Raw genomic sequence first — 25,300 nt, 5'->3', positions numbered from 1 at the left:
GTCACCCAGCCTAGCCAGCCGTTTTCTTGAGCACCCCGTTAGGTTAGGCTACCCTTCGTGAACCGTTCCCCCTTGCGTCTCCGACGCGTGCTCGCCGCGGCTGGCGCCGTCGTCGCCGCGTCCCTCGTCCTCGCCGGCTGCGCGTCCGGCTCCGGCTCCTCGACGGACTCGGCGTCCTCGGGGACGTCCGACGCCGCGTTCCCGGTCTCGATCACGACCGGCCTCGGCACCACCACCATCGAGTCGGCACCGAAGCGCGTCGTGGCGCTCGGCTGGGGCGACGCCGAGACCGCCCTCGAACTCGGTGTGCAGCCGGTCGGCGCGAGCGACTGGCTCGCCTTCGGTGACGACGGTGTCGGCCCGTGGCTCAAGGGTGCGTACGACAAGTCCCCGAAGATCATCCAGACGCTCGAGCCGAGCTACGAGGACATCCTCAAGCTCAACCCCGACCTGATCCTCGACGTGAAGTCCTCGGGCGACAAGGAGCGGTACGACAAGCTGTCCGCGATCGCGCCCACCCTGGCGATCCCGAAGGGCGGCGCGAACTACCTCGCCTCGACCGAGCAGCAGACGACCATGATCGCGAAGGCGCTCGGCAAGGAGTCCGAGGGCAAGAAGCTGCTCTCCGGCCTCGACGACGCCTACGCCGCAGCACGCAAGGCGCACCCGGACTTCGCGGGCAAGACGGCCGTCGTCGGTGCCTACAGCTCCGAGGGCTTCGGGGCGTACGCCTCCACCGACAGCCGCTCGACCTTCATGCGGAACCTGGGCTTCGAGATCCCGAAGGCCATCGACCAGCAGGCCGGCAAGGAGTTCTCCGTGCACCTGTCCGACGAGAACCTCGACCTGCTCGACGCCGACCTGACGCTGATCCTGCCGATCTACGTGGACGCGTCCGAGGCTTCATCGAACAAGCTGTTCCAGAAGGTGCCGTCGGTCGAGGCCGGGCACGCGATCGTGTTCGACGACAAGGACGTGTCGTCGGCGTTCTCGATGGGCACCACGGCCGCGATCGAGTGGGCGCTCGACAAGCTGCCGGCGGAGTTCGAGAAGAAGCTCGGCTGACCCAGAGCGCTTCTCCACCGCGAAAGCGACAGGGTGCCGCCGATGTTCGGCGGCACCCTGTAGCTTTCGCAGTTCGGGGGGACGGACTAGGCGCCGACGGTGGACCCCAGCAGCGCGAAGAGCAGGGCGATCAGGGGGAGCGTGCCCTGCTTGAACGCGGAGTTGACGTACTTCCGGCCGGAGCCGATCAGGACGACCGCTGCCCCGAGCATGCTCGCGGTGGAGAACACCACGAGCGTCCAGCCGCTCACCGTGTTGCCCGCGAGCACGAGCACGACGCCGAGGATGGCCCCGATCGCCAGGAACAGGTTGTAGAAGCCCTGGTTGAAGGCGAGCGAGCGGGTCGCCACGGCTTCGGTCTCGGAAGCGATGCCGAAGATCCGGCGCGCTTGCGGACTGGTCCAGATGACCGATTCGAGGAAGAAGATGTACACGTGGATGAGGCCCGCGAGGACCGCACAGACGCCCGAGATCACCAGCAGGACCGACATGTGCACATTCTCGCAGGCGCGGGCGGGGTTCCGCTGCACGTCCGCCAGTAGGCTCGGACCATGAACGACGAGGTCACCCCGCCCGAGGCCGAACCGAGCGCGGAAACCAGCGCCGTCGCCGAACTCCGCAGCATCCGGCAGAGCATCGACAACATCGACGCCGCCGTGATCCACATGCTCGCGGAACGCTTCAAGTACACGCAGCGCGTGGGACACCTGAAGGCCGACTCGGGCATGCCGGCTGCCGACCCGGACCGCGAACGGACCCAGGTCGCCCGGCTCCGGTCGCTCGCCACCGACTCCCACCTCGACCCCGCCTTCGCCGAGAAGTTCCTCAACTTCATCGTCGCCGAGGTCATCCACCACCACGAGCGCATCGCGGGCCGCGACGAATGAACGTCGAGCTGCCGTCGCTGCTGATCGGGTCGTACACGGCGACCGGCGGCGGGAACGCCACGGGCATCTCGCTGGTCGACGCCGGCCCGGCCGGAACCACTCCGGCGCCCCGGACCGTCGCGGTGCTCGACGACCCCTCGTTCCTGGCCGTCTCGGGTGACCGGGTCTACGCGGTCTCCGAGACGAACGACGGCGCCGTGTCGGCCTTCCGGCTGCAGGGCGGCGCGCTCGAGCACCTGTGGGACGCCCCCGCCGGTGGAGACGCCCCGTGCCACATCCGGGTCGACCCCTCGGGCGCGCTCGTCGTCACGAACTACGTCTCCGGCACCGTCACGGCGATCTCCCTGCTGGCAGCCGAGTCGCACGCGGCCTCGCTGACGGCGAGCGACGGTGTGGTGCTGCACGGTGACGCCGACCAGCGCTCGGTGCCGGCCGACGCGGTCGAGGTCGCCGTGCTGCCCGACGTCACCGGCCCCGACGAGGACCGCCAGGACGGCCCGCACGCGCACCAGTCGATCGCCACCCCGGACGGCACGGTCCTGGTCGCCGACCTGGGCGGCGACGCCCTGCACGAGTTCCGCATCACGGTGTCCGCCGACGGGGTCCCCGACATCGAGGCGGTCCGCGTGCACCACGTGGCACCGGGTGCCGGCCCGCGGCACATGACCTGGATCGACGGCGACCTGCTCGTCGCCGGTGAGCTCGACGGCCGCGTGTACCGGCTGCGTCGCGACGACTCGGGGTCGCTCGTGACGATCGCCGCAGTGCCTGTGTTCGACGGTGCCGTGGGGGAGTCGCTGCTCAGCCACATCGAGGTCGACGACGCCGGCCGTGTCTACGTGGCCGTGCGTGGGCGTGACCTGCTCGTGGTGCTCGACGCGCGTGACGGCGGGCTCTCCGTCGTCGGGTCCGTTCCCTGCGGTGGGGTCTGGCCGCGGCACTTCGCGCGGGTGCCCGGGTTCGTGCTGGTCGCGAACCAGATGTCCGACGCGGTCGCCGTGCTGCCGCTCGACGCCGACGGCATGCCCGGCGAAGCCGTCGCGCAGATCCCGGTCGCCACCCCGACCTGCATCGTCCCCGTCTGACGCCGGCGTGTTCGTGCGTGCGAGCCTGCGTGACGCCGGCGTGTTCATGCCTGCGTGACGCCGGCGTGTTCGTGCCTGCGTGACGCCGGCGTGTTCGTGCCTGCGTGACGCCGGCGTGTTCGTGCGTGCGTGCCTGCGTGACGCCGGCGTGTTCGTGTGACGCCCCGAAGTCGTCGAGACGCCCCCGAATTCGGCGGCGTCTCGACGACACTGCGGCGTCGGAGCGACACGACGGCGTCTGGACAACGCCGCAACGCCGCAATGCCGCAGCGGGACGAGACGAGACGGGACGAGACGCCGGCGTGTTAGGACCGCAGCGCGCTAGAAGTCGATCAGGTTCTCGAAGGGGCGACCCTCGGCCAGCGCGGCGACCTGCTTGCGCATGAGCTCGATCGACCTCGGCACGCTCAGGTCGGTGTTGCCGCCGACGTGCGGGGTGAGCACGGTGTTCGGCGTCGTCCACAGCGGGTGTCCGTCGGGCAGGGGTTCCGGGTCGGTGACGTCGAGCGCCGCGAACAGCCGCTCCGACCGCAGCTCGGCGACCAGGGCATCGGTGTCGACGACCTTGCCGCGCGCCACGTTCACCACGAGGGCGCCGTCCGGCAGCGCCGCGAGCAGTTCCGCGTCGACCAGCCGTTCGGTCTCGGCGGTGAGCGGGGCGATGAGCACGAGCACGTCCGTCGTCAGGGCCAGGTCGGGCAGCTCGCCGAACGCGTGCACGTGCCGGCCGTCCTGGTCGCGGGCGGTCCGGGCGACCACCGTCACCTCGGTGCGGAAGGCCTCGAACCGGGTGGCGATCGCGGACCCGATCGCCCCGTAGCCGACGACGGTCACCCGGCGGTCGGCGAGCGATCGGGTCTCGCGGGCGTCCCAGACGCCGTTCGCCCGGTCGACCTGGAACGCCGAGATCTCGCGGAGCGAGGTCAGCGCCAGGCCGACGGCGAGCTCGGCGGTCTCGTCGTCGTGGATGCCGCGACCGTTCGCCAGCTGCGCGTGCCCGGGCACGTGCGGGATCGCGTGCTCGTACCCGGCGCTCGGCAGCTGCAGCAGCTGGAGCTCGGGCAGGTCGTGCACGAACTGCCAGCGGTGCCGCCCCGCGAAGTAGAACGGCAGGAACGTGATCGCGACGTCGTCCGGGCGACCGTACGGCGACTCGACGTCCCAGACGTCCAGCTCGATGCCGTCCGGCACGGGGCCGAACCGGTCGACGAGCTCGGCGAACGGCAGGGTGACGATCGGCATCCGCGGACCGGGCCTAGGCGTCGGTGCGCGGCGAGAAGGCACCGTCGGAGTCGAGCGGCCCGCGGCCGACGTACCCCTCGGTGACGTCCTCGACGATCACGTCGCCGAAGCGGGCCGGCAGCGTCGCGGCGTGGGTGCCGCGCAGCTCGTCGACCGTGGCCTCGAACGCGCCCTGGACCTCGAGCGTGCTCGACGTCGCGTCGGTCACGCCGATGCGCAGCACCGGGAAGCCCCGGCCGGCGCACATGCCCTGGAACCGCACGTCGTCCTCACGCCGGACGGTCACGATGACGCGACCGGTCGACTCGGAGAACAGCGCCGTTGCGGTGTCGATGCCGTCACGGGTCTCGAGCTCGTCGAGGACCACGCGGGCACCGATGCCGAAGCGGAGCACGGACTCGGCGAGCGACTGGCCGAGGCCGCCGTCCGCCAGGTCGTGCGCGCTGGTGAGCAGCTGCTCACCGGACGCCGCGTACAGCAGCTCGGCGAGGGCCTTCTCGCGCTCGAGGTCGACCGCCGGCGGACGCCCGCCCAGGTGGCCGTGCACGGTACCGGCCCACGCGGAGCCGTCGAGCTCCAGGCTCGTGGTGCCGAGCAGGTAGATGTTGTGGCCGTCGTCCTGCCATCCCGACGGCACGCGCTTGGCGACGTCGTCGATGATGCCGAGCACGCCGACGACGGGCGTCGGGTGGATCGGGGTCGAGCCGGTCTGGTTGTAGAACGACACGTTGCCGCCGGTGACCGGGATGCCGAGCTCCATGCAGCCGTCGGCCAGGCCCTCGACCGCCTCGGAGAACTGCCACATGACCTCGGGGTTCTCGGGGGAGCCGAAGTTCAGGCAGTCGGTGACGGCAGCGGGAACGGCACCGGTGACGGCGACGTTCCGGTACGCCTCGGCGAGGGCCAGACGGGCACCCTGCTTCGGGTCGAGCTGGCAGTAGCGGCCGTTGGCGTCGGTGGCGATCGCGACGCCGAGCCCGGTTTCCTCGTCGACGCGGATCATGCCGCCGTCGTCGGGGAAGGACAGCGCGGTGTTGCCGAGCACGTAGGTGTCGTACTGGTTCGTGACCCAGTTCTTCGACGCCAGGTTCGGCGAACCGAGCAGCTGCAGGAACTGCGCCTTGAGCGCGGGGCCGTCGGCCGGACGGTCGAGCGAGGCGGCCGTGTCGGCCTGCAGCGCGTCGATCCAGGTCGGGTAGGCGACCGGGCGGTCGTAGACCGGGCCGTCGACGGCGACGGTGCGCGGGTCGACGTTCACGATCTCCTGGCCCTGCCAGTCGATGACCAGGCGGCCGGTGCCGGTGACCTCGCCGAGCACGCTGGTCTCGACCTCCCACTTGCCGACGACGCTCAGGAAGTCGTCGAGCTTGTCGGGGCGGACGACGGCCATCATGCGTTCCTGGCTCTCCGACATCAGGATCTCTTCGGCGGTGAGCGTGGGGTCGCGGAGCAGGACGTCGTCGAGCGAGATGTGCATGCCGCCGTCACCGTTGCTCGCGAGCTCCGAGGTGGCGCAGGAGATGCCCGCCGCACCGAGGTCCTGGATGCCCTCGACCAGGTCCTTCTGGAACAGCTCGAGGCAGCACTCGATCAGGACCTTCTCGGCGAAGGGGTCGCCGACCTGCACGGCCGGGCGCTTGGTCGGGCCGCCCTCGGTGAAGGTGTCGGACGCCAGGATCGATGCGCCGCCGATGCCGTCGCCGCCGGTGCGGGCCCCGAACAGGACGACCTTGTTGCCGGCACCGGAGGCGTTCGCCAGATGCAGGTCCTCGTGGCGCAGGACGCCGACGGCCAGGGCGTTGACCAGCGGGTTGCCCTGGTACACCGGGTCGAAGTAGGTCTCGCCGCCGATGTTCGGCAGGCCGAGGCAGTTGCCGTAGAACGAGATGCCGCCGACGACCCCGTGCACGACGCGTGCGGTGTCCTCGTGGTCGATCGCGCCGAAGCGGAGCTGGTCCATCACGGCGACGGGGCGGGCACCCATCGAGATGATGTCGCGGACGATGCCGCCGACGCCGGTGGCCGCACCCTGGTAGGGCTCGACGTAGGACGGGTGGTTGTGCGACTCGACCTTGAAGGTCACCGCCCAGCCGTTGCCGACGTCGACGACACCGGCGTTCTCGCCCATGCCGACCATCAGGTTCTTGGTCATCTCCGGCGTGACCTTCTTGCCGAACTGCCGCAGGTAGTTCTTCGAGGACTTGTAGGAGCAGTGCTCGCTCCACATCACCGAGTACATCGCCAGCTCGCCCGAGGTGGGGCGGCGGCCGAGGATCTCCTTGATGCGGGCGTACTCGTCCGGCTTCAAGCCCAGCGCGTCGTACGGCTGCTCCTTGTCGGGGGTTGCTGCCGCGTCCTGCACGGTGTCGGGCTTCGGGCGAACGTGTGTCGTCACGGTGTCGTTGTTCCCTGTCACTTGACGAGCGCGTGCTCGATCACGGAGGTGAAGAAGGTCAGGCCGTCGGTGCCCGAGGCCATCGCGGCGGGGGTGTCCGGGCCGAACCCGGCCTCGGTCGCGTGCTCGGGGTGCGGCATCAGGCCGACGACGTTGCCGCGCTCGTTCGAGACGCCGGCGATGTCGTCGATGGAGCCGTTCGGGTTCACGCCGAGGTAGCGGAACACGACCTGGCCGTTGTCCTCGATGCGCTTGATGGTGTCGGCGTCCGCGACGAAGCGGCCGTCGGCGTTCTTCAGCGGGATGGTGATCTCCTGCTGGGCGCTGAAGCCGGAGGTCCAGGCGGTCGCGGTGGTCTCGACGCGGAGCTTCTGGTCGCGACGGATGAACTGCTGATGTGCGTTGCGGGTGTGTGCCCCGGGGACCAGACGGGCCTCGGCCAGCATCTGGAACCCGTTGCAGATGCCGAGCACGGGCATGCCCTTGCCGGCGGCGTCGATGACCTCGGCCATGATCGGGGCCTTCGCGGCGATCGCGCCGGCACGCAGGTAGTCGCCGTACGAGAACCCGCCGGGCAGCACGATCGCGTCGACACCCTGCAGGTCGTGGTCGCCGTGCCACAGGGCGACGGGGTCGGCGCCGGCGAGCCGGACGGCGCGCTGGGCGTCGCGGTCGTCGAGCGAGCCCGGGAACGTGATGACGCCGATGCGCATCCGGGTCACTGGCCTTCCACGGTCACGGACACGACGTCCTCGATGACCGCGTTGGAGAAGACGTCGGCTGCGATGTCGCGGACCTCGGCGAGCTTGGCGTCGTCGACGGGGCCGTCAACGGTCACCTCGAAGCGCTTGCCGATGCGGACGTTGGTCAGGTCGGCCTTGCCGAGGCGGGCCAGGGCGTTGCCCACGGCCTTCCCCTGGGGGTCGAGGATCTCGGCCTTGGGCATGACCTCGACGACGATCGTTGGCACGTGTTCTCTCCAGCACTTCAGGGGTGGGGGGACGCGACCAGTCTACGGGGCGCACGCGACACGCCGGGACGGCCCCGGGCCTCCAGGCGGGCACTTCCTGTGCGGTTGCTCACGTCTGTTCCAACGCGTATATTCCAAGTCGAATAGTCAACAACGAACAAGCGGACTGGAGGCACGTGTGCCGTCGCTCACGCCACTCGCGTTCGCCGCGCTCGGGCTCCTGGCCGAGGGGCCGACGCATCCCTACGAGATGTTCCAGACGATGACGCACCGCCGGGACGGCCGGAACGTCAAGGTCCGGCCCGGAACCCTGTACCACCAGGTCGGCCGACTGGTGGAGCTCGGCCTCGCCGAGATCGTGGGGACCGACCGGGCGGGCAACCGTCCGGAACGCACCACCTACGCCATCACGGACGACGGGTGGACGGCCCTGCACGACGGGCTCGTCCGGCTGATCGCCGAACCGGCCGAGGAGTACCCCGTCTTCCACCTGGCCGTCGCCGAGATCGAGAACCTGTCGGTCGACGAGGCCGAGTCCGCGCTGCGGGCGCGGGTCACGGCACTCCGGGCCCAGCGCGACGAGGCGGACGAGATCCTCGGGATCGTCCGGGCGAAGGACCTGCCCGAGCGGTACTGGCTCGACGTGTCGTACGTGCGTGCGATGCTCACGACGCAGATCGAGTGGCTCGCCGCCACGGCCGACCGGATCGCCGCCGGCCACATCTCCTGGGACGCCCACGCCGCGTCCGCAGACACCACCACGAACAGCGAGGAAACCACTCGATGACCACCGTCACGCCTCCGCGGACGACCGAGAAGAAGCCGTGGCCTGCCCTGTGGGCACTCGTCGTCGGGTTCTTCATGATCCTCGTCGACTCGACCATCGTGTCGGTCGCCACCCCCACCATCGCCCAGGAGCTCGACGCGGACATCAACTCCGTGATCTGGGTGACGAGCGCCTACCTGCTCGCCTACGCCGTGCCGCTGCTCATCACCGGCCGGCTCGGTGACCGCTTCGGCCCGAAGGTCATGTACCAGATCGGCCTCGTGGTCTTCACGCTCGCCAGCCTGTGGTGCGGCCTGGCCGGCTCGATCGAGGTGCTGATCGTCGCCCGCGTCGTGCAGGGCCTCGGCGCCGCGATGATGAGCCCGCAGACCATGTCGGTCATCACCCGCATCTTCCCGCCGCAGAACCGCGGCGCGGCGATGGGCCTCTGGGGCGCCGTCGCCGGTGTCGCCTCGCTCGTCGGCCCGATCGTGGGCGGCCTGCTCGTCGACGGCTTCGGCTGGGAGTGGATCTTCTTCGTGAACGTCCCCGTCGGTGTCGTCGCGTTCGTGCTCGCGCAGCGCTTCGTGCCGTCGTTCGAGCGGCACGGGCACCGGTTCGACTACCTCGGCATCTTCCTGTCCGCAGCGGGCCTGTTCCTGCTCGTGTTCGGCATCCAGGAAGGCGAGACCTACGACTGGGGTGTCATCGCCGGTCCGATCTCGGTGTGGTCGCTCATCATCGTCGGTCTCGTGGTGCTCGCCGGCTTCGTGGTCTGGCAGGGCGTGCAGAAGGGCGAGCCGCTGCTGCCGCTCGGTCTGTTCAAGGACCGCAACTTCACGCTGGCCAACGTCGCCATCACGGCCGTCGGTGTCGCGATCGCCTCGTTCGCGCTGCCGATCATGCTGTGGGCGCAGGACGTCCTGCGCTTCTCGCCGACCCAGGCCGCACTGCTCCTCGTGCCGCAGGCCGTGCTGTCCGCCGCGCTCGCGCCGGTCGTCGGCAAGAACCTCAACCGCTGGAACCCGCGCTGGGTCGCCGCGTTCGGGCTCGCCTGCTTCTCGGTCGGCCTGTTCTGGTTCGGTGCCCTGCTGACGAGCGGCGCCGAGTGGGGCTGGGTGCTCCTGCCGAGCGCGCTCCTCGGGCTCGCCAACGCCTGCATGTGGGGGCCGCTGTCCGTCTCGGCGACGCGCAACCTGCCGCCGAAGCTGGCCGGTGCCGGCTCGGGCGTCTACAACACCACGCGGCAGATCGGTGCGGTGCTCGGTTCCGCCGGCATCGCCGCCCTGATGGAGGCCCGGATCACCGCGAACTTCCCGGCGTCGTCCGGTGGGGCCACGGCCGGTGGCGCGGAGCAGCAGGTCGGCGCTCTGCCGGGCTTCCTGCTCGAGCCGTTCTCCACGGCCATGGGTGAGTCGCTCTACCTGCCGGCGATCGTGCTCGTCGTGGCCATCGTCGCGGCGCTGTTCCTGGCGAAGCCGAAGCAGACCGTCGCCTGGCAGCAGACCGGTTCGGTCACCACGCAGTCCGACGTCGAGCCCGCGGGGGCCCCGGCGAAGTAGGGCACGAGCGCTTCGGCGCCCAACGAGTGAGCAGAAGAAGTCGAGTCACCTCCGGGTACTCGACTTCTTCTGCTCACTCGTGTCGGGGACGCACCCCCGCCCGTCAGCTGCGGCGCTGCAGGTGCGCCCGGGTGAGCTCGTCCATCTGCTCGTCGGTCAGGGCGTCGACGTCCCGGGCCTCGCGGCGGTCGGTCCGCTGCCACCGGATGAACAGCGCGACGAGCACGGGGATGTCCGCCACCTCGGCGATGAACCACAGCAGGTCGCCCGCCAGGTGCTGGTCCTGCAGCGGGGACGGGTACCAGGCCCGTCCGACCACGGGCACGAGGGACCCGTCGAGCACGTGGTTCGTGATCCGCAGCACGATGCCCGGCACCGCGTCGACGACGAGCTCGACGAACGCCAGCAGGAACTCGGCCGTGGCGAACGTCGACGAGACGAGTACACCGACCTCGGACAGCGGGGCGAGCAGGCCGAACCCGAGCGCCGGCACGGTCACGGTGATGACGGCGGCCCAGACGGGGGACTCCCGGATCACGCTCGAGAACGGGGTGAGCAGGACGGCGAACAGCGCCAGCGCGACCAGCGGGGCGACGATCGCGTTGCCGAGCAGACGCACCGGACGTGACCCCATGACGGCGTCGGCGGCCTGCGCGAGGCGATCCGGGCCTCCGATCCGGAGCAGTGCGACGGGCGCACCGAGCGCGGCGAAGGTGGGGACCGCGAAGAACAGCAGGGCGGCGCGCAGGACGAACGCCCAGCGCAACCGCTCGTCGTCGACGCCGACGATGCCGAACTGCAGGACGCCGAACAGCACGAGCGCCGTGACGAAGGCGAGCGTGCGCCACCACGGCCACCGGGCACCTCGTCGGACCGCTCCGACGACCCAGCGGCCGTAGGCGAGCGCGGCGACGACGAGGAGCACCGCCGCCAGGGGGTCGAACCGCCAGGTGCTCCAGAACTCGGGTGTCGACGGCGTGGGGAGCCTCCTGGGGATCAGGCGGACTCGTCCGTCGTTCCGCCGGAGCCATCCTCCGTCCGCCCGGGGTGCGCCGGGGGTCCGGCGTGCCCCCGGGACGGTGAGAACCGGTTCAGATCCGGGCGACTCCGCGTGCCGGGACGGTCCGCGACAGCAGCCAGACGCCCACCGGAACGGCCACGGCTCCGACGAGCGCGACACCGAACGACAGGTGCAGCTGCATCACGAGGAACGCCGGGCCGATGGTGCAGAGGGCCGCGACGGCGACGACCGGCCAGGCCGGACGGTCCGCCGACGGCAGCAGGCGGGGGAGCGGCCGGTCGAACCAGCGCAGGGCACGTGCCACCCCGAGGGCGACGGCGAGCACCACGACCAGCGCGACGATCCGGGACGCCCACCACGGGCCGGAGCCAGGCGCCGGGAACGGCACCCCGACGAGCAGGGCGATGCCGTTCAGCGCGATGAACAGCGGCAGGTGCCACAGGTAGATCGTCATGCCGTCGCGGCCGAGCACGAACACGGCCCCGAGCGCGGCACGGGTGCGCATCAGCCGGGTGAGCGGCGCGTGCACGAGCTGGACCAGGCACGCCTGCGCGATCGCCAGGAACGCCAGCGGCAGCATCGGCGGGTTCAGGTCCTGCAGCATGTCCGGCGCCCACAGCCCGACCGAGGTCATCGGCACGAGCACGGCGTAGGCGGCGACCGCGATGGCCAGCAGGAGCACCTTCGATCGGCGCGCGAACCACCCGTCGGCCCAGAGGAACCCGAGCTGCTGCGCGAAGAGCCACACCGGTCCCAGGTTGAGCAGCCCGACCTCGGCGACCCCGGTGGCCAGGCGGACGGCGTCGACCACTGCGGCGAGCACGAGCAGCACGGCGAGGGTGGCCCAGGGTGCTCGCTCGTGCAGGCGCATCATCACGGGGACGCAGCACTGGGTGATGCCGTAGGCGGCCAGGAACCAGAGCGGCGACCCGATGCCGAACGCGACCTCGGCCAGCAGCTCCGGCGGCGTGCCCGCGGCCGTCGCGACCCCGAGCCCGAGCGCGAGGAACACGAAGAGCGGCACCGCGGGCCGGAACAGCCGCACCAGGCGGGTGGCCAGGTAGTCGCGGGCGGGGCTCGGCGCACCACGGGCGACGGTGCTGCGCCAGCCGACGGCGCTCGCGAACCCGCCGACCACGAAGAACAGCGGCATCACCTGCCCGACCCAGGTGGCGGCGACGTACCAGGGGAGTTCCTGCAGCGGGCTCGTCACCCGCACCCCCTGGGCATCGGCGGCGACGCCGACCATCGTGACGTGCACGATGACGACGAGGACGACGCAGGCCGTCCGGATGAGGTCGACGACCAGGTCCCGCTTCGCGATGATCCCCCGGACGTCCGCACTGCTGTTCGCCTGTTCAGGCAGACCTTGGCTCGTGGACATGTCCGGACGTTAGCGTGCGGAACGGTCGGTCCAGTGTCGTTCCAGCTGATCGCGACCGGATCGTGACACTTCGTATTCCGGTAGCGGCATGCGTCACCTCGCTGGCCAGCAGCAACAGCTCGTGTACAGTGGACGTGTTGTCTTGATTCCTGCAAAAGAAAGGCTCAGCATGGATGCCGACGCCGATCTGCTCCGCACGTCGGGGCTCCGGGTCACGACCCCGCGCCTCGCCGTGCTCCGCGCGACGGACTCGATGCCGCACGCCACCGCGGACGACATCGTCGTGGCACTCGCCGCCGAGCTGCCGACCACCAGTCACCAGGCGGTCTACGGGGTGCTGAACGCCCTGACCGGCGTCGGGCTCGTCCGCCGCATCGAACCGGCAGGCAGCCCCGCGCGCTACGAGCGCCGGACCGGTGACAACCACCACCACATCGTCTGCACGCTGTGCGGCGCGATCGAGGACGTCGACTGCGCGGTCGGCCACTCGCCCTGCCTGACACCGTCCGAGACCCACGGCTTCGCGGTCACCACCGCCGAGGTCACCTACTGGGGCATCTGCGACCGCTGCGCAGCGGCAGAGCGCGACGACGCAGACGCCCCCACGCCCGCCTGACGGCGACCGCCCCACCGCACCGGCGCCACGACGCGCCGGACCCCGAGCCACCCGAGCACCCCTGACCGAACCAAGTCCCACCCCAGGAGGAACCGTGTCCGACCAGAACACGCCGACCGGCACCCCGACCACCACGACCAACAGCGGCGCACCCGTCTCGAGCGACGAGCACTCGATGGGCGTCGGGGCCGACGGCCCCCTCGCGCTGCACGACCACTACCTGGTCGAGAAGCTCGCCCAGTTCAACCGTGAGCGCATCCCGGAGCGTGTCGTGCACGCCAAGGGCGGCGGCGCCTTCGGTACCTTCACCGTCACGCAGGACGTCTCGCGCTTCACCCGTGCCGCGTTCCTGCAGCCAGGGCAGACCACCGAGATGCTCGCCCGGTTCTCGAGCGTCGCCGGTGAGCAGGGCTCGCCCGACACCTGGCGCGACCCCCGCGGCTTCGCGCTGAAGTTCTACACGTCCGAGGGCAACTACGACCTCGTCGGCAACAACACCCCGGTGTTCTTCATCCGCGACGGCATCAAGTTCCCGGACTTCATCCGTTCGCAGAAGCGTCTGCCCGGCTCGCACCTGCGCGACCACGACATGCAGTGGGACTTCTGGACCCTGTCGCCCGAGTCGGCGCACCAGGTCACGTGGCTGATGGGCGACCGCGGTCTGCCGGCGAGCTGGCGTGAGATGGACGGCTTCGGCTCGCACACCTACCAGTGGATCAACGCCGACGGCGAGCGCTTCTGGGTGAAGTACCACTTCATCACCGAGCAGGGCCACAAGACCCTGACGCAGGAGGACGCCGACCGCATCGCCGGTGAGGACGCGGACTTCCACATCCGTGACCTGCACGCCGCGATCGAGCGTCAGGACTTCCCGCGCTGGACCCTCAAGGTGCAGGTCATGCCCTACGAGGACGCCGCGACCTACCGCTTCAACCCGTTCGACCTGACGAAGGTGTGGCCGCACGCGGACTACCCGCTCATCGAGGTCGGCACGATGGAGCTCAACCGCAACCCGGAGAACTACTTCGCGCAGATCGAGCAGGCGACCTTCGCCCCCTCGAACTTCGTGCCCGGCATCGCGGCGAGCCCCGACAAGATGCTCCTCGCGCGCATCTTCAGCTACGCGGACGCCCACCGCTACCGCGTCGGCACGAACCACGCCCAGCTGCCCGTGAACGCCCCGAAGAACGAGGTCCACTCGTACTCGAAGGACGGCGGCATGCGCTTCGACTTCCAGAAGTCCGAGGTGCCGGTGTACGCGCCGAACTCCCTCGGTGGTGCGCACGCCGACCCGACCGCGACCGACGACGCCCCGGGCTGGGAGTCCGACGGCGCGCTGCAGCGTTCCGCCGCGACCCTGCACCCGGAGGACGACGACTTCGGTCAGGCCGGCACGCTCGTCCGCGAGGTCCTGGACGACGCCGCCCGTGAGCGCCTGGTCGGCAACATCGCCGGTCACGTCTCGAAGGTGACGCGCGACGACCTGCGCGAGCGCGTGTTCGCCTACTGGACGAACGTCGACGCCGACCTGGGTGCGCGCGTGCGCGCCGCGGTCGCGCCGAGCGCGCCCGGCTCGAACGAGAACCCCGAGAAGGTCGCGGTCGAGGCGTAAGCCCAGGCCGCAACGAGCGGACGGGAGGCCCGGTACCAGCTGGTACCGGGCCTCCCGTCCGTCGGTCGTTGCGGCTAGACCTGCTGGCCGTTCAGCCAGATCGGGCCCGTCGGCCAGTCCTCGAGCTGCGCTGCCACCGGCAGCGCCATCCAGCCGCCCTGTTCGGTGTTGCTGACGCCGGCGCCCTCGGCGGTGAACGCCGAGAAGGTGCCGACGGCCTCGGGGAACTCGTGCCAGCCGAGCTTCGCGTAGAAGGGGATCCGGTCCTCACCGGCCCCGAGGAACCCGTACGGCACCTGCAGTCCGTCGAGGACCGCGTGGGTCCGGGTCATGAGCTCCCGGCCGACGCCGGTGCCCTGCAGCCGGGGTGACACGGCGACCAGGCCGGTGTCGCCGACCAGGACGTCCTGCCCGCCGACGGTGACGAACATGCGGCGGATGCCGACGTGGGCCAGGACGACCCCGTCGGCGTTGTGCGCGAGCACGCGGCGTTCCGGCTGCATGCCGGACCAGCTCCGGCCGCCCACGTACCAGTGCGACCAGTCGGGGAAGGCCTGCCCGAGCAGCGCCGCGATCGCTTCGTGGTCGGGGAGCGACAGCGTGCTCTCCTCGACCACCTCCCACCGGATGTCGTCAGTCACGGGTCCATCCTGCCGGTCCGGCGGCCGGTGTGGGGAGGTTTCGCGCTGGGCGACACCTCGCGGGTCCGGGCGGGCGTGGGGTGTCGGTCAGCGCGGAGTGTCGCGACACATCAGCCGCGACCGGGCGTCGTCACCTCGATGCGGTTCGCCCAGGGGTCGTCGAACGCCACGGTCCGGCCGTCGTCGGCGAGTTCCACGCCGCCGTGCCGCATGCGTTCGGTCAGCGCGCCGAGGTCGTCGACGGCGGGGACCTCGATGCGGACGAGGCCCAGCCCGAGGGCCTGCTGTCGTCGCCCGGCGCCGCGGGAGTTCCAGGTGTTCATCGCCATGTGGTGGTGGTAGCCGCCGGCGCTGACGAACAGCGCCTCGCCGAACCCCGCGGTGGTCTCGAAGCCGAGCGTGTCGACGTAGAACGAGCGCGCGGTGGCGACGTCGCCGACGGACAGGTGCACGTGGCCGACCTTGCCCGGGCGTGCCGCGGCGGTGTCCAGGGCGTCCTCGGTCAGGTGGGACTGCAGGAACGCGTTCGGGTCGACGTACTTCGTGTCCATGTCGATCACGCCGTGCGTCCACGACCACTCGGTGCGGTCGCGGTCCCAGTACAGCTCGACGCCGTTGCCCTCGGGGTCGGTGAAGTAGAACGCGTTGCTCACCAGGTGGTCGGCGCTGCCGGTGAAGGACGCCGGGTACTGCGTGGCGACCGAGTACAGCGCGGCGGCCAGGTCGGCCCGGGTGTCGAACAGGATCGCCGTGTGGAACAGTCCGGCCTCGCGCGGGCCGGCGTGCTGCATCGCGGGGGCGTGCTCGAGGATCACGATCGGCGTGCTGCCGCGACCCAGCACGGCGACGCCGCCGTCGTGGGAGAGCAGCGACAGCCGGACGCCGTCGCGGTAGTACCGGATCATCGCGTCCAGGTCCGCGACGCGGAGTGTGACGGCGCCCATCCCGGTGTCGGCGGCGAGGAGTTCGTGCGTTTGCATGCACCAAGTGTGCGCCCATTTGGTTGACGCGTCAACCAATTCGATGACGCGTCAACCAATCCGGTGCGTCAAGCGCTGTTCGAGATCCCGCCGTCCGACTTCAGCAGCTGGCCGTTCACCCACGCACCCTGCTCCGAGCAGAGGAACCCGACGAGCGCCGCGGTGTCCGACGGGCGTCCGAGCCGGCCGAGCGGCGTGCCCTCGACGGCCCACCCCTTGACCTCGTCGGACATCCAGCCGGTGTCGTTCGGCCCGGGGTTCACCACGTTGGCGCTGACCCCGAGGCTGCCGAGCTCCTTCGCGGCACCGAACACGATCCGGTCGAGCGCCCCCTTCGACGCCCCGTACGGCAGGTTGTACGCGACGTGGTCGCTCGTCAGTGCGACGATCCGGCGTCGGTCGCGCGGGGCGGCGTCACCGGCGCGCTCGAGCCCGGCCGCGTAGGCCTGCACGAGCAGGAACGGTGCGCGCGCGTTCACGGCGAAGTGGCGGTCCCACGACTCGACGGTCGTGGTGCGGAAGTCGGAGTCGACGGACTCGCAGTGCGACATGACGAGGGCGGAGACGGGGGCGCCGGCTTCCGTCTCGGCGCGGCCGACGAGTGCGGCCGCCTGCTCCGGGTCCTCCAGGTCGACCGGGAGGCGCGTCACCCGTGCTCCCGCCGCCTCGCACTCCTGCACCACCGACTCGACCCCGTCCGGGTCCGCCCCGCCGCTCACGCGGTCGTCGTAGGGCCCCCACCACGAGATGGCGAGGTCCCATCCGTCTGTTGCCAGTCGGGTCGCGAGTGCCGCGCCGATGCCGGCTCTGCGGCCCACGCCGGTCACCAGGGCGAGTGGTCGTGCGGACGTCATCCGTGCCTCCTGTCCGGCGCTCCGTCGCGCCGATCGGCACCCAGTCTGCCGGAACCGGCCACCCGTGTGGCCATCGCACCCGGTGTCCTGTCGGCGGACGGCCGACCGCGGGGGCCAAGATGGACGGATGCCACGAACACGACGGCCCTCGCGACCGGGGCGCGGACCCCGCGGCGGTCGCCCGGACCCCCGCGACCTGCCACTCGAGCACGTGCGCGACCGGATGTCGTCCTACATCTACGGCAACATCACGGTGCTGGCCGTCGCGATCGCGGTGGACCCGGAGCAGATCCACCACGGCGCCGCGGTGGCGACCGTGCTGGCGACCGCGGTGCTGACGTACCTGGCGCACGTGCTCGCGCACCTGGTCGCGCACGGCCTGGGCGACGACGGCGAAGGATCAGCCGCCGAGCGTGCTGCCCGCCGCGAGTCCGTCGCGACGATCGTCCGGAACGCCAACCCGATCGCGACCTCCGGGCTGATCCCGGCGGTCCTCTACGCGGCGGCCTGGATCGGCTGGCTGCCGGCCGAGTGGGCGCAGATCGCGGCGACCGTGATCCTGGTCGTGCGCATCGGTCTGGTGGGGGTGTTCATGCAGCGGTTCAGCGGGAAGCAGCCGACGTTCCTCGGGCTGTGGGGCGGGATCGTGCTCGCCGCGGTGGCGTTCGTGATCGGCCTCGTCAAGGTGGTGCTGACGCATTGAGTGACACGCACCCCGACGCCGGACCCGACTCCGGACCCGCCGCCGAGACCGACCCGAAGCGCGGCGGTCTGCGGTTCCTGCGCGACCTCGTCATCATCGTCGTCGTGGCGCTCCTGGCGTCCTTCCTGGTCAAGGCCTACCTGGTCCGCGCGTTCTCCATCCCCTCCGGCTCGATGCAGAACACGCTGCTCATCGGGGACCGGGTGCTCGTCAACGAGCTCGTGCCCGGGGTCGTCCCGCTGCAGCGCGGTGACGTCGTGGTGTTCCACGACCCGGGCGGCTGGCTCGGCATGGGCCAGGGCGACGACCTGATCAAGCGGGTCATCGGCCTGCCGGGTGACACGGTGTCGTGTTGTGACACCCGGGGCCGGCTGTCGGTGAACGGGCACGCGGTCGACGAGCCCTACGTCGTGCTCGAACGCGGGTCGAACCGCGTCGTCGGCAAGGACTTCGAGGTCACCGTGCCGAAGGGGCGCATCTGGGTGATGGGCGACAACCGGTACGACTCCGCCGACTCGCGGGTGCACGGCACCGTGCCGGTCGACGACGTCGTGGGGCGCGCCTTCGTGACGACGTGGCCGATCTCGCGGTGGTCGGTGCTGTCCCGGTACGGCGACGAGTGGGACCGGGTCCCGTCGCCGTGACCACGGACGACCAGGGATTCGGGTACGAGACCGGCGGCGACGACGACCTGTCGATCCACCGGATCGCGACCCCCGGCAAGCGGTCCGGCACGATCGGTCCGCGCCCCGACCACGTCGTGTTCTGGCTCGCCGACGGCCGGGCCAGCCTGACCGCGGACGACGGCGAGCACTGGGAGGTCGGGGCGGAGCGGCCGATGATGCTCTCGGCATCGTCCGCGTACGGCTTCGAGACCGACGCGACCGCCACGACGCTGCTGCACCTGTCGCCGTCGCTGCTCGGCGAGACGGGGGAGCCCTGGGTGTTCCGGCAGCCGGACGCGGCCGACCCCGCGCTCGAACCACTGCGGGCACTGCTGCGTGAGGTCTCCGGGCGCATCCTCGACCCCGCCCTGCCCGTCGACGACCGTGCGGCCCTGAACCGACGGATCGCGACCGTCGTCCTGTCGACCTTCACCCGGTCACGATCGGACGTCGCGGACCGGATGCGGCGGGCGATCGGCTTCGTCCACGACCATGCCAACCAGGTGCTGACCGTGGCGGACGTCGCGGCAGCCTGCGACCTGAGCGAGCGCGGGCTGCAGGACCTGTTCCGCCGTCGGCTCGGCGTCACCCCCATGGAGTACCTGCGCGAGGTACGACTCGACCGGGTGCACCTGGAGCTGGGGCGCCCGGGTGCCCGCGCGCTGCTCGTCAGCGAGGTCGCGCGGCGGTGGCGGTTCCGTCACCTGGGTCGGTTCGCGGCGTACTACCGGGATCGCTTCGGGGAGCAGCCGCACCAGACCATCGAACGGGGCGCCCTGGGCACGGGTCGACCGACGCGGTGATCCCGGATCGGGGCCGGCTCGGCCCGGCTCGGTCCGGTTCGTCCGTTGACCGAACCCGCGGAGCCTGGCCCTCCCGTACTTTGCGGATTCCGGCTATCCTGCCCGCAGTTGCCGCGCCGGGCGTGACGGCGCCCGGACCGTGCGTCCTGGTCGCCACGGTGCGCGTGTGACGCGACCACGGCCTGGAGGCGCGGTGTGCGCCCGACGCGCACCGCGCCTCCAGACAGTCCCGGTTCCACCCCAGGAGGCGACGTGACCACGGACCGCACCACCGACGCACCCCGCGGCGGCGCCCTGGCGCCGCTCGCGATACCGGTCTTCCGCGCCCTGTGGATCGCGGTGCTGGTGAGCAACATCGGCAGCTGGATGCAGACCGTCGGGGCGCAGTGGCTGCTCGTCGACGAGCACGCCGCACCCGTCGTCGTCGCCCTCGTGCAGACCGCATCGAGCCTGCCGGTGCTGCTCGTCGGGATCCCCGCCGGGGTGATCGGCGAGTTCGTCGACCGGCGACGCCTGCTCATCGGCGTGCAGGCGTTCCAGGTGGTCGTCGGCGTCGTGATGACCGTGCTGACCGCGACCGGCGACATGACCCCGGCGCTCCTGCTCACCGTGACGTTCCTGCTCGGCACGGCCTCGGCACTCCAGCTGCCCGCGTACCAGGCACTCGTACCCGAGATCGTGCCGCGTGCCGCCATCACCGACGCCGCCGCGCTGAGCTCCGTCGGGGTCAACGTCGCCCGTGCGATCGGACCGGCGCTCGCCGGCGTGGTGATCGCGCAGCTCGGCGTGCCGTTCGTGTTCGCGGCCAACGCGCTGTCGTTCGCGCTCTTCCTGGTGGTGCTCGTCGCCTGGCGCGGCTACCAGCGGCCCGAGACCCGGGCCGAACCGTTCATCGACGCGACCCGCGCCGGCCTGCGGTACGTCCTGCACGCGGCGGTCGTCCGCCGGTTGCTGGTGCAGCTCGCGGTCTTCATGGTGCCCGCGAACGCGCTGTGGGCACTCCTGCCGCTCGTCGCCGACGGGTCGCTCGGGCTGTCGTCCGGCGGGTACGGCCTGCTGCTCGCCGCCGTCGGCACCGGTTCGGTCGGTGGGGCGTTCGTGATGCCCGCGGTCCGCGCACGGCTCGGGATCGGCCGCACGGTGGGAACCGCCTCGGTCGTGTTCGGGGTCTGCACCACGGTCGTCGCCCTCGTCCCGGTGCTGGCGGTCGTGCTCGTCGCGCTCCTGGTCGGCGGGGTGGCGTGGATCGCCGTGGTGACGACGCTGAACGGCACGGTGCAGGCGTTCCTGCCCGCGTGGGTGCGGACCCGAGGGCTCGCCGCCTACCAGCTGGTGCTCTTCGGCTGCACGGCGATCGGGGCAGCGCTCGCCGGTGCCGTCGCCACACCCCTCGGGGTGACGGGCGTGCTCGCCGGGGCCGGAGTCCTCACCGCGCTCAGTGCCGCCCTGCTGCTCGTGTCCGGGTTCCCGGTGCTCACCGATCGACAGCGGGCCGTGACGCCGATGCCGTTCGGCGACCAGGTGTTCGTGCCGGACGACCACGGCGCTGCAACGGGGGAGACCCTCGTGCTGCTGCACTGGACGGTCCCGGCGGGCGCGGTCGACGAGTTCCGGGCGCGGGCCGAACGGCTCGGGCGGAGCCGACGCCGGACCGGCGCCCGTGACTGGAACCTGTACCGGGACCGGGCGACCGGGCCGGACGCCTGGGTCGAGGCGTTCCGAGTGGGATCGTGGCAGGAGCACGTCGACCAGCACGAGGTCCGGCAGACCGGTGACGATGCCCGGACCCTGCGGGCCGTGCACGAGATCGCGGGTGAACCGCGAGTGGAGCACCTGGTGGCGGAGGGGGCCAGCGGGCCGTCGTCGAGGTGACGGGCAGGGTCAGCGGGCCGTCGTCGGGGTGACGGGGTCAGCAGCCCGTCGTCGTCAGGGTGACCGTCGCGACCGTGCCGTTGGAGACCTTGGTCGTCTGGGGGCAGAGGTCGCCGGCGCGGACGGTGACCTGGCCGAGCGGCACACCTGCGAAGTCGGCCGTCCCGCCCGGGAACACCCGCTGGTGCTCGGAGAGCTTGCCGGTCGAGGCGAACACCTTGACCTCGTAGGGGCGGTCGGCGGCGTTCGACGAGACCGTGACCGACACCTGGCCGGTGGAGTCGTGGGCGCCGCAGCCGGCGAGGGCCAGGAGCGCGGCCACGCCGAGGACGGTTGCGGGGACGACTCGGAGCACGACGACCAGCGTACGCCGATGCTCGCTCGCTCCAGTGCGCTCCGCCCGCGCTCCTGCGCCCTCCGGACTGGGGCCAGGCGCTGTCCGTTCGGCGCGTTACCGTGGACGCATGCAGCCGGAAACCGCGATGTCCGTGCCCGCGCCGACCGAGGCCGATGCGGTCCGGCGAGCGGCCCTCATCGCGGCGCTCGACGTGGTCGACGGCGGCGTCGAGGAACGGTTCGAACGGATCACCCGGATCGCACGCGAGGCCCTCGGGGTCTCCGGCTCGTTCCTCAACCTGGCCGGCGAGAACACCCTGACCATCAAGTCGCAGCAGAGCGACGCGGTCTTCGGCCCCGTCATCCCGCTGCAGGACACGTTCTGCGGCCGGACCCTGGGCGAGCAGGGCCCCGTGGTCGTCGCCGATGCCCGACTGGACGACCGGTACGCCGACCTGCCGATGGTGCTCGGCGACCCGAACGTCCGGTTCTACGCCGGCGTCGGACTCCGCGCCCCCGACGACGACCTGAAGATCGGCACCCTCTGCCTGATCGACCCCGAGCCGCGCACCCTGGACCCCGACGAGCTCGAACTGCTGCAGGAACTCGGCATCTGGGCGGAGCGTGAACTGCTCGCCGGTGCGGACGAGGACCGACTGCGCACCGTGCTCAACGGTCTGCAGCCGGCCGAGGTGCAGGTCCCCGGGTACCGGATCACGGGCGTGTCGATCCCGCACGGCCTCGTCTCCGGCGACTTCCACGACTGGCACCGCTCCGGCGAGGACTCGATCCACCTCACCGTGTCGGACGTCATGGGCAAGGGGATGTCCGCCGGGCTCCTCGCGGCGAACATCCGCGGTGGGCTGCTCGCCCGCGGCGACCAGGACCCGTGCGTCGCGCTCGCCGAACTCGAGGTGCAGGTCGCGCCCGAACTCAGCCGCGCAGAGTCCTTCGCGACGATGTTCCACGGGCGGCTGACCCCGTCCACCGGGCAACTCGACTTCGCCGATGCCGGGCACGGGCTCGTGCTGCAGCTCCGCGACGACGGTGCCGAGCGCATCCTGCGGTCGTCGGACCTGCCGATCGGGTTGCACCCCACCGGGATGCCCCGCGCGGCCGGGTCGCTCGTGCTCCGGCCGGGTGAGGTGCTCATCGTCGTGACCGACGGCGCGCTCGAGCTCTGGGACTCGACGCTCGCGGCGCTGTCCGAACTCGGGTCGCTGTACCGGGAGTCCGCGGACGTCGAGACGTTCCTGCAGCGGGTGCGAGCCCGCGTCGTCGAGCACGACCCGGGCGACGACCTGACCGTCGTCGTGGTGGCGCGCGACGCCGTGGAGGCCTGAGCGGTCACGAACCGTCGGCTGGCTCGTCGGCCGGTCGCGCGGCGCGTGGTCGCGACACGTCGTGTGCGTGCCGTCGGGTGGTCGCGAACGGTCGGTTGGCGGGGCGTCGGGCGACGCTTTGTGACCGTTCGCCGGGCGTGAGCGGGGTGTCGTGACCGCCGGTCGGCCGGGCGCCAGGCATCAGGCGGCGCGGGGCGGGTGGTCGCGACACGTCGTGTGCGTGCCGTCGGGTGGTCGCGAACTGTCGGTTGGCGGGGCGTCGGGCGACGCTTCGTGACCGTTCGCCGGACGTGAGCGGGGTGTCGTGACCGGAGCCGGACGCCGGCCGGGTGCGGCGTCAGGCCCCGAGACGCTCGATCAGCTCGGCGTAGCGCGCAGCCGTGCGCTCGACGATCTGGTCAGGGAGCACCGGCGGCGTGCCCTGGCGGTCCCAGTTGGCGCTGAGCCAGTCCCGCACGATCTGCTTGTCGAACGAGTCGGTGCGGTCGGTGGATCTGGCGTCCCAGTAGCGGCTGGAGTCGCTCGTCAGGACCTCGTCCGCGATGCGGATCCGACCGGTGGCGTCCTGCCCGAACTCGAACTTGGTGTCCGCGATGACGACGTCGCGGTCCAGCGCGATGGCCGCGGCCTCGGTGTAGACGTGCAGCGAGAGCTCGCGCAGGGTCGCCGCGGTCTCGGCACCGACCAGGTCGACGGTCTGCTCGTACGAGATGTTCTCGTCGTGCTCGCCCTGGGCCGCCTTGTACGCCGGCGTGTAGATCGGCTCCGGCAGGCGGTCGCCGTTCGACAGCCCGGCGGGGAGCGCGACGCCACAGACGCTGCCGCGCTCCTGGTACTCGGCCCAGCCGCTGCCGACCAGGTACCCGCGTACCACGCACTCGACGGGGAACATCGTGAGCGGCATGACGTGCATCGACCGTGCCTCGACGTCGGCGGGCACCGGCGTGCCACCGGAGGACGGGCCGATGATGTGGTTCGGGACGTCGCTGAGCTGGGTGAACCAGAAGCGCGACAGACGGGTCAGCAGCTCGCCCTTGCCGGGGATCGGCGGCTCGAGCGCGAAGTCGTACGCGCTGACCCGGTCCGAGGCGACGAGCAGCAACTCGGATGCGCTCGACAGGTCGGCGGTGCCCTCGGGCACGTAGAGCTCGCGGACCTTGCCGGACGAGACGTGCCGCCAGCCGGCGATCGGCGCGGGGGCGGTCACCGGGCGACCTTCGCGGCGATGTCGGTGCGGAACTGCGCGCCGTCGAGCGTGATGTCGCCGAGCCCGGCGTAGGCACGCTCGCGGGCCTGGGCGAAGTCGGACCCCGTCGCGACCACGCTGAGCACCCGGCCCCCTGTGGCGATGAGCGTGTCGTCGAGGACGCCGGTGGCAGCGTGCGCGACGGAGACGCCGTCGCGGGCGTTCGCGTCGTCGATGCCGGTGATCGGTCGGCCGGTCTGCGGGTTCTCCGGGTAGCCCTCGCTCGCCAGGACGACGGTCACGGCGACGTCGTCCCGGAACACGGGAGCGGGGACGGCGCCGAGCTGCCCGGTGGCTGCGGCGAGCAGGAGTTCGCTGAGCGGGGTCGCCAGGCGGGGGAGCACGACCTGCGTCTCCGGGTCGCCGAACCGTGCGTTGAACTCGATCACGCGGACGCCCTGCTCGGTGACGATGAGGCCGCAGTACAGGAGCCCGACGAACGGCGTGCCCTCGTGCTCGAGCCGGCGGACCGTCGGCAGGGCCACGAGCTCGGTGACCTCGTCGACGAAGGCCTGCTCGGACGGCCAGCGGTCGGCGAGCCAGGGCAGCGGCGAGTACGCGCCCATGCCGCCCGTGTTCGGGCCGAGGTCGCCGTCGGCCAGGCGCTTGTAGTCCTGCGCGGGGCTGAGCGCACGGACGTCGTGGCCGTCGCTCAGGAAGAACAAGGAGACCTCTTCGCCGTCGAGGAACTCCTCGACCACGACGTGGCCGTGCTGGAGCCAGTAGGTGGCGTGGTCGATCGCGGCCTGGCGGTCGTCGGTGACGAGCACGCCCTTGCCGGCGGCGAGCCCGTCGGCCTTGACCACGTACGGTGCGCCGAGCTCGTCGATGGCGCCGACGGCTTCGTCCACCGTGCCGGCGTAGACCGGACGCCCGGTGGGCACACCGGCCTCGCCCATGATCCGCTTGGCGAACGCCTTGGAGCCCTCGAGCTGGGCCGCGGCCTTGCCCGGGCCGAACACCGGGATGCCGCGGGTGCGCACCGGGTCGGCCACGCCGGCGATGAGCGGGGCCTCGGGGCCCACGACGACGAGCTCGACGTCGTTCTCGATCGCGTACTCGGCGACGAGCGCACCGTTGGTGGGGTCGAGGGAGACGGTCTCGACGTCGGCCGCGATGCCGGCGTTGCCGGGCGCTGCCGTGATGACGTGACCGGCATGCTCAGCGAGCAGGGCCGTGATGATCGCGTGCTCGCGGGCACCGGAACCGAGGACGAGGATTCGCACCCGATCACCCTACCCAGCCCGACTCA

The 25,300-nt window shown here is 71.4% G+C and carries 25 protein-coding genes; 12 read left to right on the top strand and 13 right to left on the bottom strand.

What is annotated here, in order from left to right:
• Positions 1 to 57 precede the first annotated feature (57 nt).
• Positions 58 to 1,065, top strand: coding sequence for an iron-siderophore ABC transporter substrate-binding protein (locus ASF75_RS05320; protein ID WP_056069403.1), 1,008 nt, complete (start codon positions 58 to 60; stop codon positions 1,063 to 1,065).
• A gap of 86 nt (positions 1,066 to 1,151) precedes the next feature.
• Here ASF75_RS05320 and ASF75_RS05315 read toward each other — a convergent pair whose 3' ends face one another.
• The gene (locus ASF75_RS05315) at positions 1,152 to 1,556 is read right to left on the bottom strand and encodes a DUF1304 domain-containing protein (RefSeq protein WP_017886278.1); all 405 of its coding nucleotides are present in this window, start codon (positions 1,554 to 1,556) and stop codon (positions 1,152 to 1,154) included.
• A gap of 60 nt (positions 1,557 to 1,616) precedes the next feature.
• On the opposite strand from ASF75_RS05315, the gene ASF75_RS05310 reads away from it, so the two are divergent.
• Both ASF75_RS05310 and ASF75_RS05305 read left to right on the top strand, forming a co-directional pair.
• Positions 1,617 to 1,952 (top strand): chorismate mutase, encoded by a 336-nt coding sequence (locus tag ASF75_RS05310; protein ID WP_017886277.1) that lies wholly within the window; start codon positions 1,617 to 1,619, stop codon positions 1,950 to 1,952.
• Positions 1,949 to 3,037 (top strand): lactonase family protein, encoded by a 1,089-nt coding sequence (locus tag ASF75_RS05305; RefSeq protein ID WP_056069400.1) that lies wholly within the window; start codon positions 1,949 to 1,951, stop codon positions 3,035 to 3,037. The genes ASF75_RS05310 and ASF75_RS05305 overlap by 4 nt, the downstream gene beginning before the upstream one ends.
• A gap of 321 nt (positions 3,038 to 3,358) precedes the next feature.
• Here the strand turns inward: ASF75_RS05305 and ASF75_RS05300 are convergent, their stop codons facing one another.
• From ASF75_RS05300 to purS, 4 genes are read right to left on the bottom strand one after another with little or no spacing between them, the layout of a single operon-like run.
• Positions 3,359 to 4,279: a 2-hydroxyacid dehydrogenase gene (locus ASF75_RS05300; RefSeq protein ID WP_056069397.1), complete on the bottom strand. Its 921-nt coding sequence runs from the start codon at positions 4,277 to 4,279 to the stop codon at positions 3,359 to 3,361.
• 13 nt (positions 4,280 to 4,292) lie between these two features.
• Positions 4,293 to 6,674 carry a phosphoribosylformylglycinamidine synthase subunit PurL gene (gene purL / locus ASF75_RS05295; RefSeq protein WP_235517536.1) on the bottom strand — a complete coding sequence of 794 codons (2,382 nt, stop codon included), beginning with the start codon at positions 6,672 to 6,674 and terminating at the stop codon, positions 4,293 to 4,295.
• A 17-nt stretch (positions 6,675 to 6,691) separates the two neighbouring features.
• Positions 6,692 to 7,387, bottom strand: a complete 696-nt coding sequence (purQ, locus tag ASF75_RS05290; protein WP_031259320.1) for a phosphoribosylformylglycinamidine synthase subunit PurQ — start codon at positions 7,385 to 7,387, stop codon at positions 6,692 to 6,694.
• A gap of 5 nt (positions 7,388 to 7,392) precedes the next feature.
• Positions 7,393 to 7,644, bottom strand: coding sequence for a phosphoribosylformylglycinamidine synthase subunit PurS (purS, locus tag ASF75_RS05285; protein ID WP_017886272.1), 252 nt, complete (start codon positions 7,642 to 7,644; stop codon positions 7,393 to 7,395).
• Between the two features lie 178 nt (positions 7,645 to 7,822).
• Here purS and ASF75_RS05280 point away from each other — a divergent pair, with 178 nt between their 5' ends.
• Positions 7,823 to 8,431, top strand: coding sequence for a PadR family transcriptional regulator (locus ASF75_RS05280; RefSeq protein ID WP_056069391.1), 609 nt, complete (start codon positions 7,823 to 7,825; stop codon positions 8,429 to 8,431).
• The gene (locus tag ASF75_RS05275; RefSeq protein WP_056069388.1) at positions 8,428 to 9,972 is read left to right on the top strand and encodes a DHA2 family efflux MFS transporter permease subunit; all 1,545 of its coding nucleotides are present in this window, start codon (positions 8,428 to 8,430) and stop codon (positions 9,970 to 9,972) included. Before ASF75_RS05280 ends, ASF75_RS05275 begins: the two co-directional genes overlap by 4 nt.
• Positions 9,973 to 10,075: 103 nt before the next feature.
• On the opposite strand, the gene ASF75_RS05270 is transcribed toward ASF75_RS05275, so the two are convergent.
• Both ASF75_RS05270 and ASF75_RS05265 read right to left on the bottom strand, forming a co-directional pair.
• A complete protein-coding gene (locus ASF75_RS05270; protein ID WP_056069385.1) occupies positions 10,076 to 10,897 on the bottom strand; it encodes a cytochrome c oxidase assembly protein in 822 nt (273 codons plus the stop codon).
• Between the two features lie 166 nt (positions 10,898 to 11,063).
• Positions 11,064 to 12,377, bottom strand: coding sequence for an acyltransferase family protein (locus tag ASF75_RS05265; protein ID WP_017886268.1), 1,314 nt, complete (start codon positions 12,375 to 12,377; stop codon positions 11,064 to 11,066).
• A gap of 169 nt (positions 12,378 to 12,546) precedes the next feature.
• Between ASF75_RS05265 and ASF75_RS05260 the strand changes: the two genes are divergently transcribed.
• Both ASF75_RS05260 and ASF75_RS05255 read left to right on the top strand, forming a co-directional pair.
• Complete coding sequence (locus tag ASF75_RS05260; protein WP_017886267.1) at positions 12,547 to 12,993, top strand: Fur family transcriptional regulator; 447 nt, start codon at positions 12,547 to 12,549, stop codon at positions 12,991 to 12,993.
• 94 nt (positions 12,994 to 13,087) lie between these two features.
• Complete coding sequence (locus ASF75_RS05255; protein WP_042539102.1) at positions 13,088 to 14,605, top strand: catalase; 1,518 nt, start codon at positions 13,088 to 13,090, stop codon at positions 14,603 to 14,605.
• A gap of 74 nt (positions 14,606 to 14,679) precedes the next feature.
• Here the strand turns inward: ASF75_RS05255 and ASF75_RS05250 are convergent, their stop codons facing one another.
• From ASF75_RS05250 to ASF75_RS05240, 3 genes are all read right to left on the bottom strand, one after another.
• Entirely contained in the window at positions 14,680 to 15,246 is a 567-nt protein-coding gene (locus ASF75_RS05250) for a GNAT family N-acetyltransferase (RefSeq protein WP_056069381.1), read from the bottom strand.
• Positions 15,247 to 15,356: 110 nt separating this feature from the next.
• The gene (locus tag ASF75_RS05245; protein ID WP_056069378.1) at positions 15,357 to 16,226 is read right to left on the bottom strand and encodes a VOC family protein; all 870 of its coding nucleotides are present in this window, start codon (positions 16,224 to 16,226) and stop codon (positions 15,357 to 15,359) included.
• A gap of 68 nt (positions 16,227 to 16,294) precedes the next feature.
• Entirely contained in the window at positions 16,295 to 17,080 is a 786-nt protein-coding gene (locus ASF75_RS05240) for an SDR family oxidoreductase (RefSeq protein WP_056069376.1), read from the bottom strand.
• Positions 17,081 to 17,207: 127 nt separating this feature from the next.
• Between ASF75_RS05240 and ASF75_RS05235 the strand changes: the two genes are divergently transcribed.
• The 4 genes from ASF75_RS05235 to ASF75_RS05220 all read left to right on the top strand — a co-directional run bounded on the left by ASF75_RS05235 (position 17,208) and on the right by ASF75_RS05220 (position 21,123).
• Entirely contained in the window at positions 17,208 to 17,783 is a 576-nt protein-coding gene (locus ASF75_RS05235; protein WP_139179626.1) for a hypothetical protein, read from the top strand.
• Positions 17,780 to 18,427: a signal peptidase I gene (gene lepB, locus ASF75_RS05230; RefSeq protein WP_071250460.1), complete on the top strand. Its 648-nt coding sequence runs from the start codon at positions 17,780 to 17,782 to the stop codon at positions 18,425 to 18,427. The genes ASF75_RS05235 and lepB overlap by 4 nt, the downstream gene beginning before the upstream one ends.
• Positions 18,424 to 19,251 (top strand): helix-turn-helix transcriptional regulator, encoded by an 828-nt coding sequence (locus ASF75_RS05225; protein ID WP_156463790.1) that lies wholly within the window; start codon positions 18,424 to 18,426, stop codon positions 19,249 to 19,251. The genes lepB and ASF75_RS05225 overlap by 4 nt, the downstream gene beginning before the upstream one ends.
• A 252-nt stretch (positions 19,252 to 19,503) precedes the next feature.
• Positions 19,504 to 21,123 (top strand): MFS transporter, encoded by a 1,620-nt coding sequence (locus ASF75_RS05220; protein ID WP_056069370.1) that lies wholly within the window; start codon positions 19,504 to 19,506, stop codon positions 21,121 to 21,123.
• A 37-nt stretch (positions 21,124 to 21,160) separates the two neighbouring features.
• Here ASF75_RS05220 and ASF75_RS05215 read toward each other — a convergent pair whose 3' ends face one another.
• Positions 21,161 to 21,478, bottom strand: coding sequence for a hypothetical protein (locus tag ASF75_RS05215; RefSeq protein ID WP_017886258.1), 318 nt, complete (start codon positions 21,476 to 21,478; stop codon positions 21,161 to 21,163).
• Between the two features lie 109 nt (positions 21,479 to 21,587).
• On the opposite strand from ASF75_RS05215, the gene ASF75_RS05210 reads away from it, so the two are divergent.
• Entirely contained in the window at positions 21,588 to 22,802 is a 1,215-nt protein-coding gene (locus tag ASF75_RS05210; protein WP_056069367.1) for a PP2C family protein-serine/threonine phosphatase, read from the top strand.
• A gap of 337 nt (positions 22,803 to 23,139) precedes the next feature.
• Here ASF75_RS05210 and ASF75_RS05205 read toward each other — a convergent pair whose 3' ends face one another.
• Positions 23,140 to 24,009, bottom strand: coding sequence for a phosphoribosylaminoimidazolesuccinocarboxamide synthase (locus ASF75_RS05205; protein ID WP_056069364.1), 870 nt, complete (start codon positions 24,007 to 24,009; stop codon positions 23,140 to 23,142).
• Positions 24,006 to 25,274, bottom strand: a complete 1,269-nt coding sequence (gene purD / locus ASF75_RS05200) for a phosphoribosylamine--glycine ligase (protein ID WP_017886255.1) — start codon at positions 25,272 to 25,274, stop codon at positions 24,006 to 24,008. Before purD ends, ASF75_RS05205 begins: the two co-directional genes overlap by 4 nt.
• Positions 25,275 to 25,300 lie beyond the last annotated feature (26 nt).

Source organism: Curtobacterium sp. Leaf154 (genome assembly GCF_001424595.1).
GTDB classification, from domain to species: domain Bacteria; phylum Actinomycetota; class Actinomycetes; order Actinomycetales; family Microbacteriaceae; genus Curtobacterium; species Curtobacterium poinsettiae.
The sequence above is the reverse complement of the archived record's forward strand: the minus strand, read 5'-3'. Positions and strand labels throughout refer to the sequence as shown.

Coding starts and splice junctions, on each gene's coding strand:
- ASF75_RS05310 (WP_017886277.1), top strand. CDS start 1,617: ATGAACGACGAGGTCACCCCGCCCGAGGCCGAACCGAGCGCGGAAACC.
- ASF75_RS05300 (WP_056069397.1), bottom strand. CDS start 4,279: ATGCCGATCGTCACCCTGCCGTTCGCCGAGCTCGTCGACCGGTTCGGC.
- ASF75_RS05210 (WP_056069367.1), top strand. CDS start 21,588: ATGCAGCCGGAAACCGCGATGTCCGTGCCCGCGCCGACCGAGGCCGAT.
- ASF75_RS05240 (WP_056069376.1), bottom strand. CDS start 17,080: ATGACGTCCGCACGACCACTCGCCCTGGTGACCGGCGTGGGCCGCAGA.
- ASF75_RS05305 (WP_056069400.1), top strand. CDS start 1,949: ATGAACGTCGAGCTGCCGTCGCTGCTGATCGGGTCGTACACGGCGACC.
- ASF75_RS05315 (WP_017886278.1), bottom strand. CDS start 1,556: ATGTCGGTCCTGCTGGTGATCTCGGGCGTCTGTGCGGTCCTCGCGGGC.
- ASF75_RS05260 (WP_017886267.1), top strand. CDS start 12,547: ATGGATGCCGACGCCGATCTGCTCCGCACGTCGGGGCTCCGGGTCACG.
- ASF75_RS05265 (WP_017886268.1), bottom strand. CDS start 12,377: ATGTCCACGAGCCAAGGTCTGCCTGAACAGGCGAACAGCAGTGCGGAC.
- purQ (WP_031259320.1), bottom strand. CDS start 7,387: ATGCGCATCGGCGTCATCACGTTCCCGGGCTCGCTCGACGACCGCGAC.
- ASF75_RS05235 (WP_139179626.1), top strand. CDS start 17,208: ATGCCACGAACACGACGGCCCTCGCGACCGGGGCGCGGACCCCGCGGC.
- ASF75_RS05245 (WP_056069378.1), bottom strand. CDS start 16,226: ATGCAAACGCACGAACTCCTCGCCGCCGACACCGGGATGGGCGCCGTC.
- ASF75_RS05275 (WP_056069388.1), top strand. CDS start 8,428: ATGACCACCGTCACGCCTCCGCGGACGACCGAGAAGAAGCCGTGGCCT.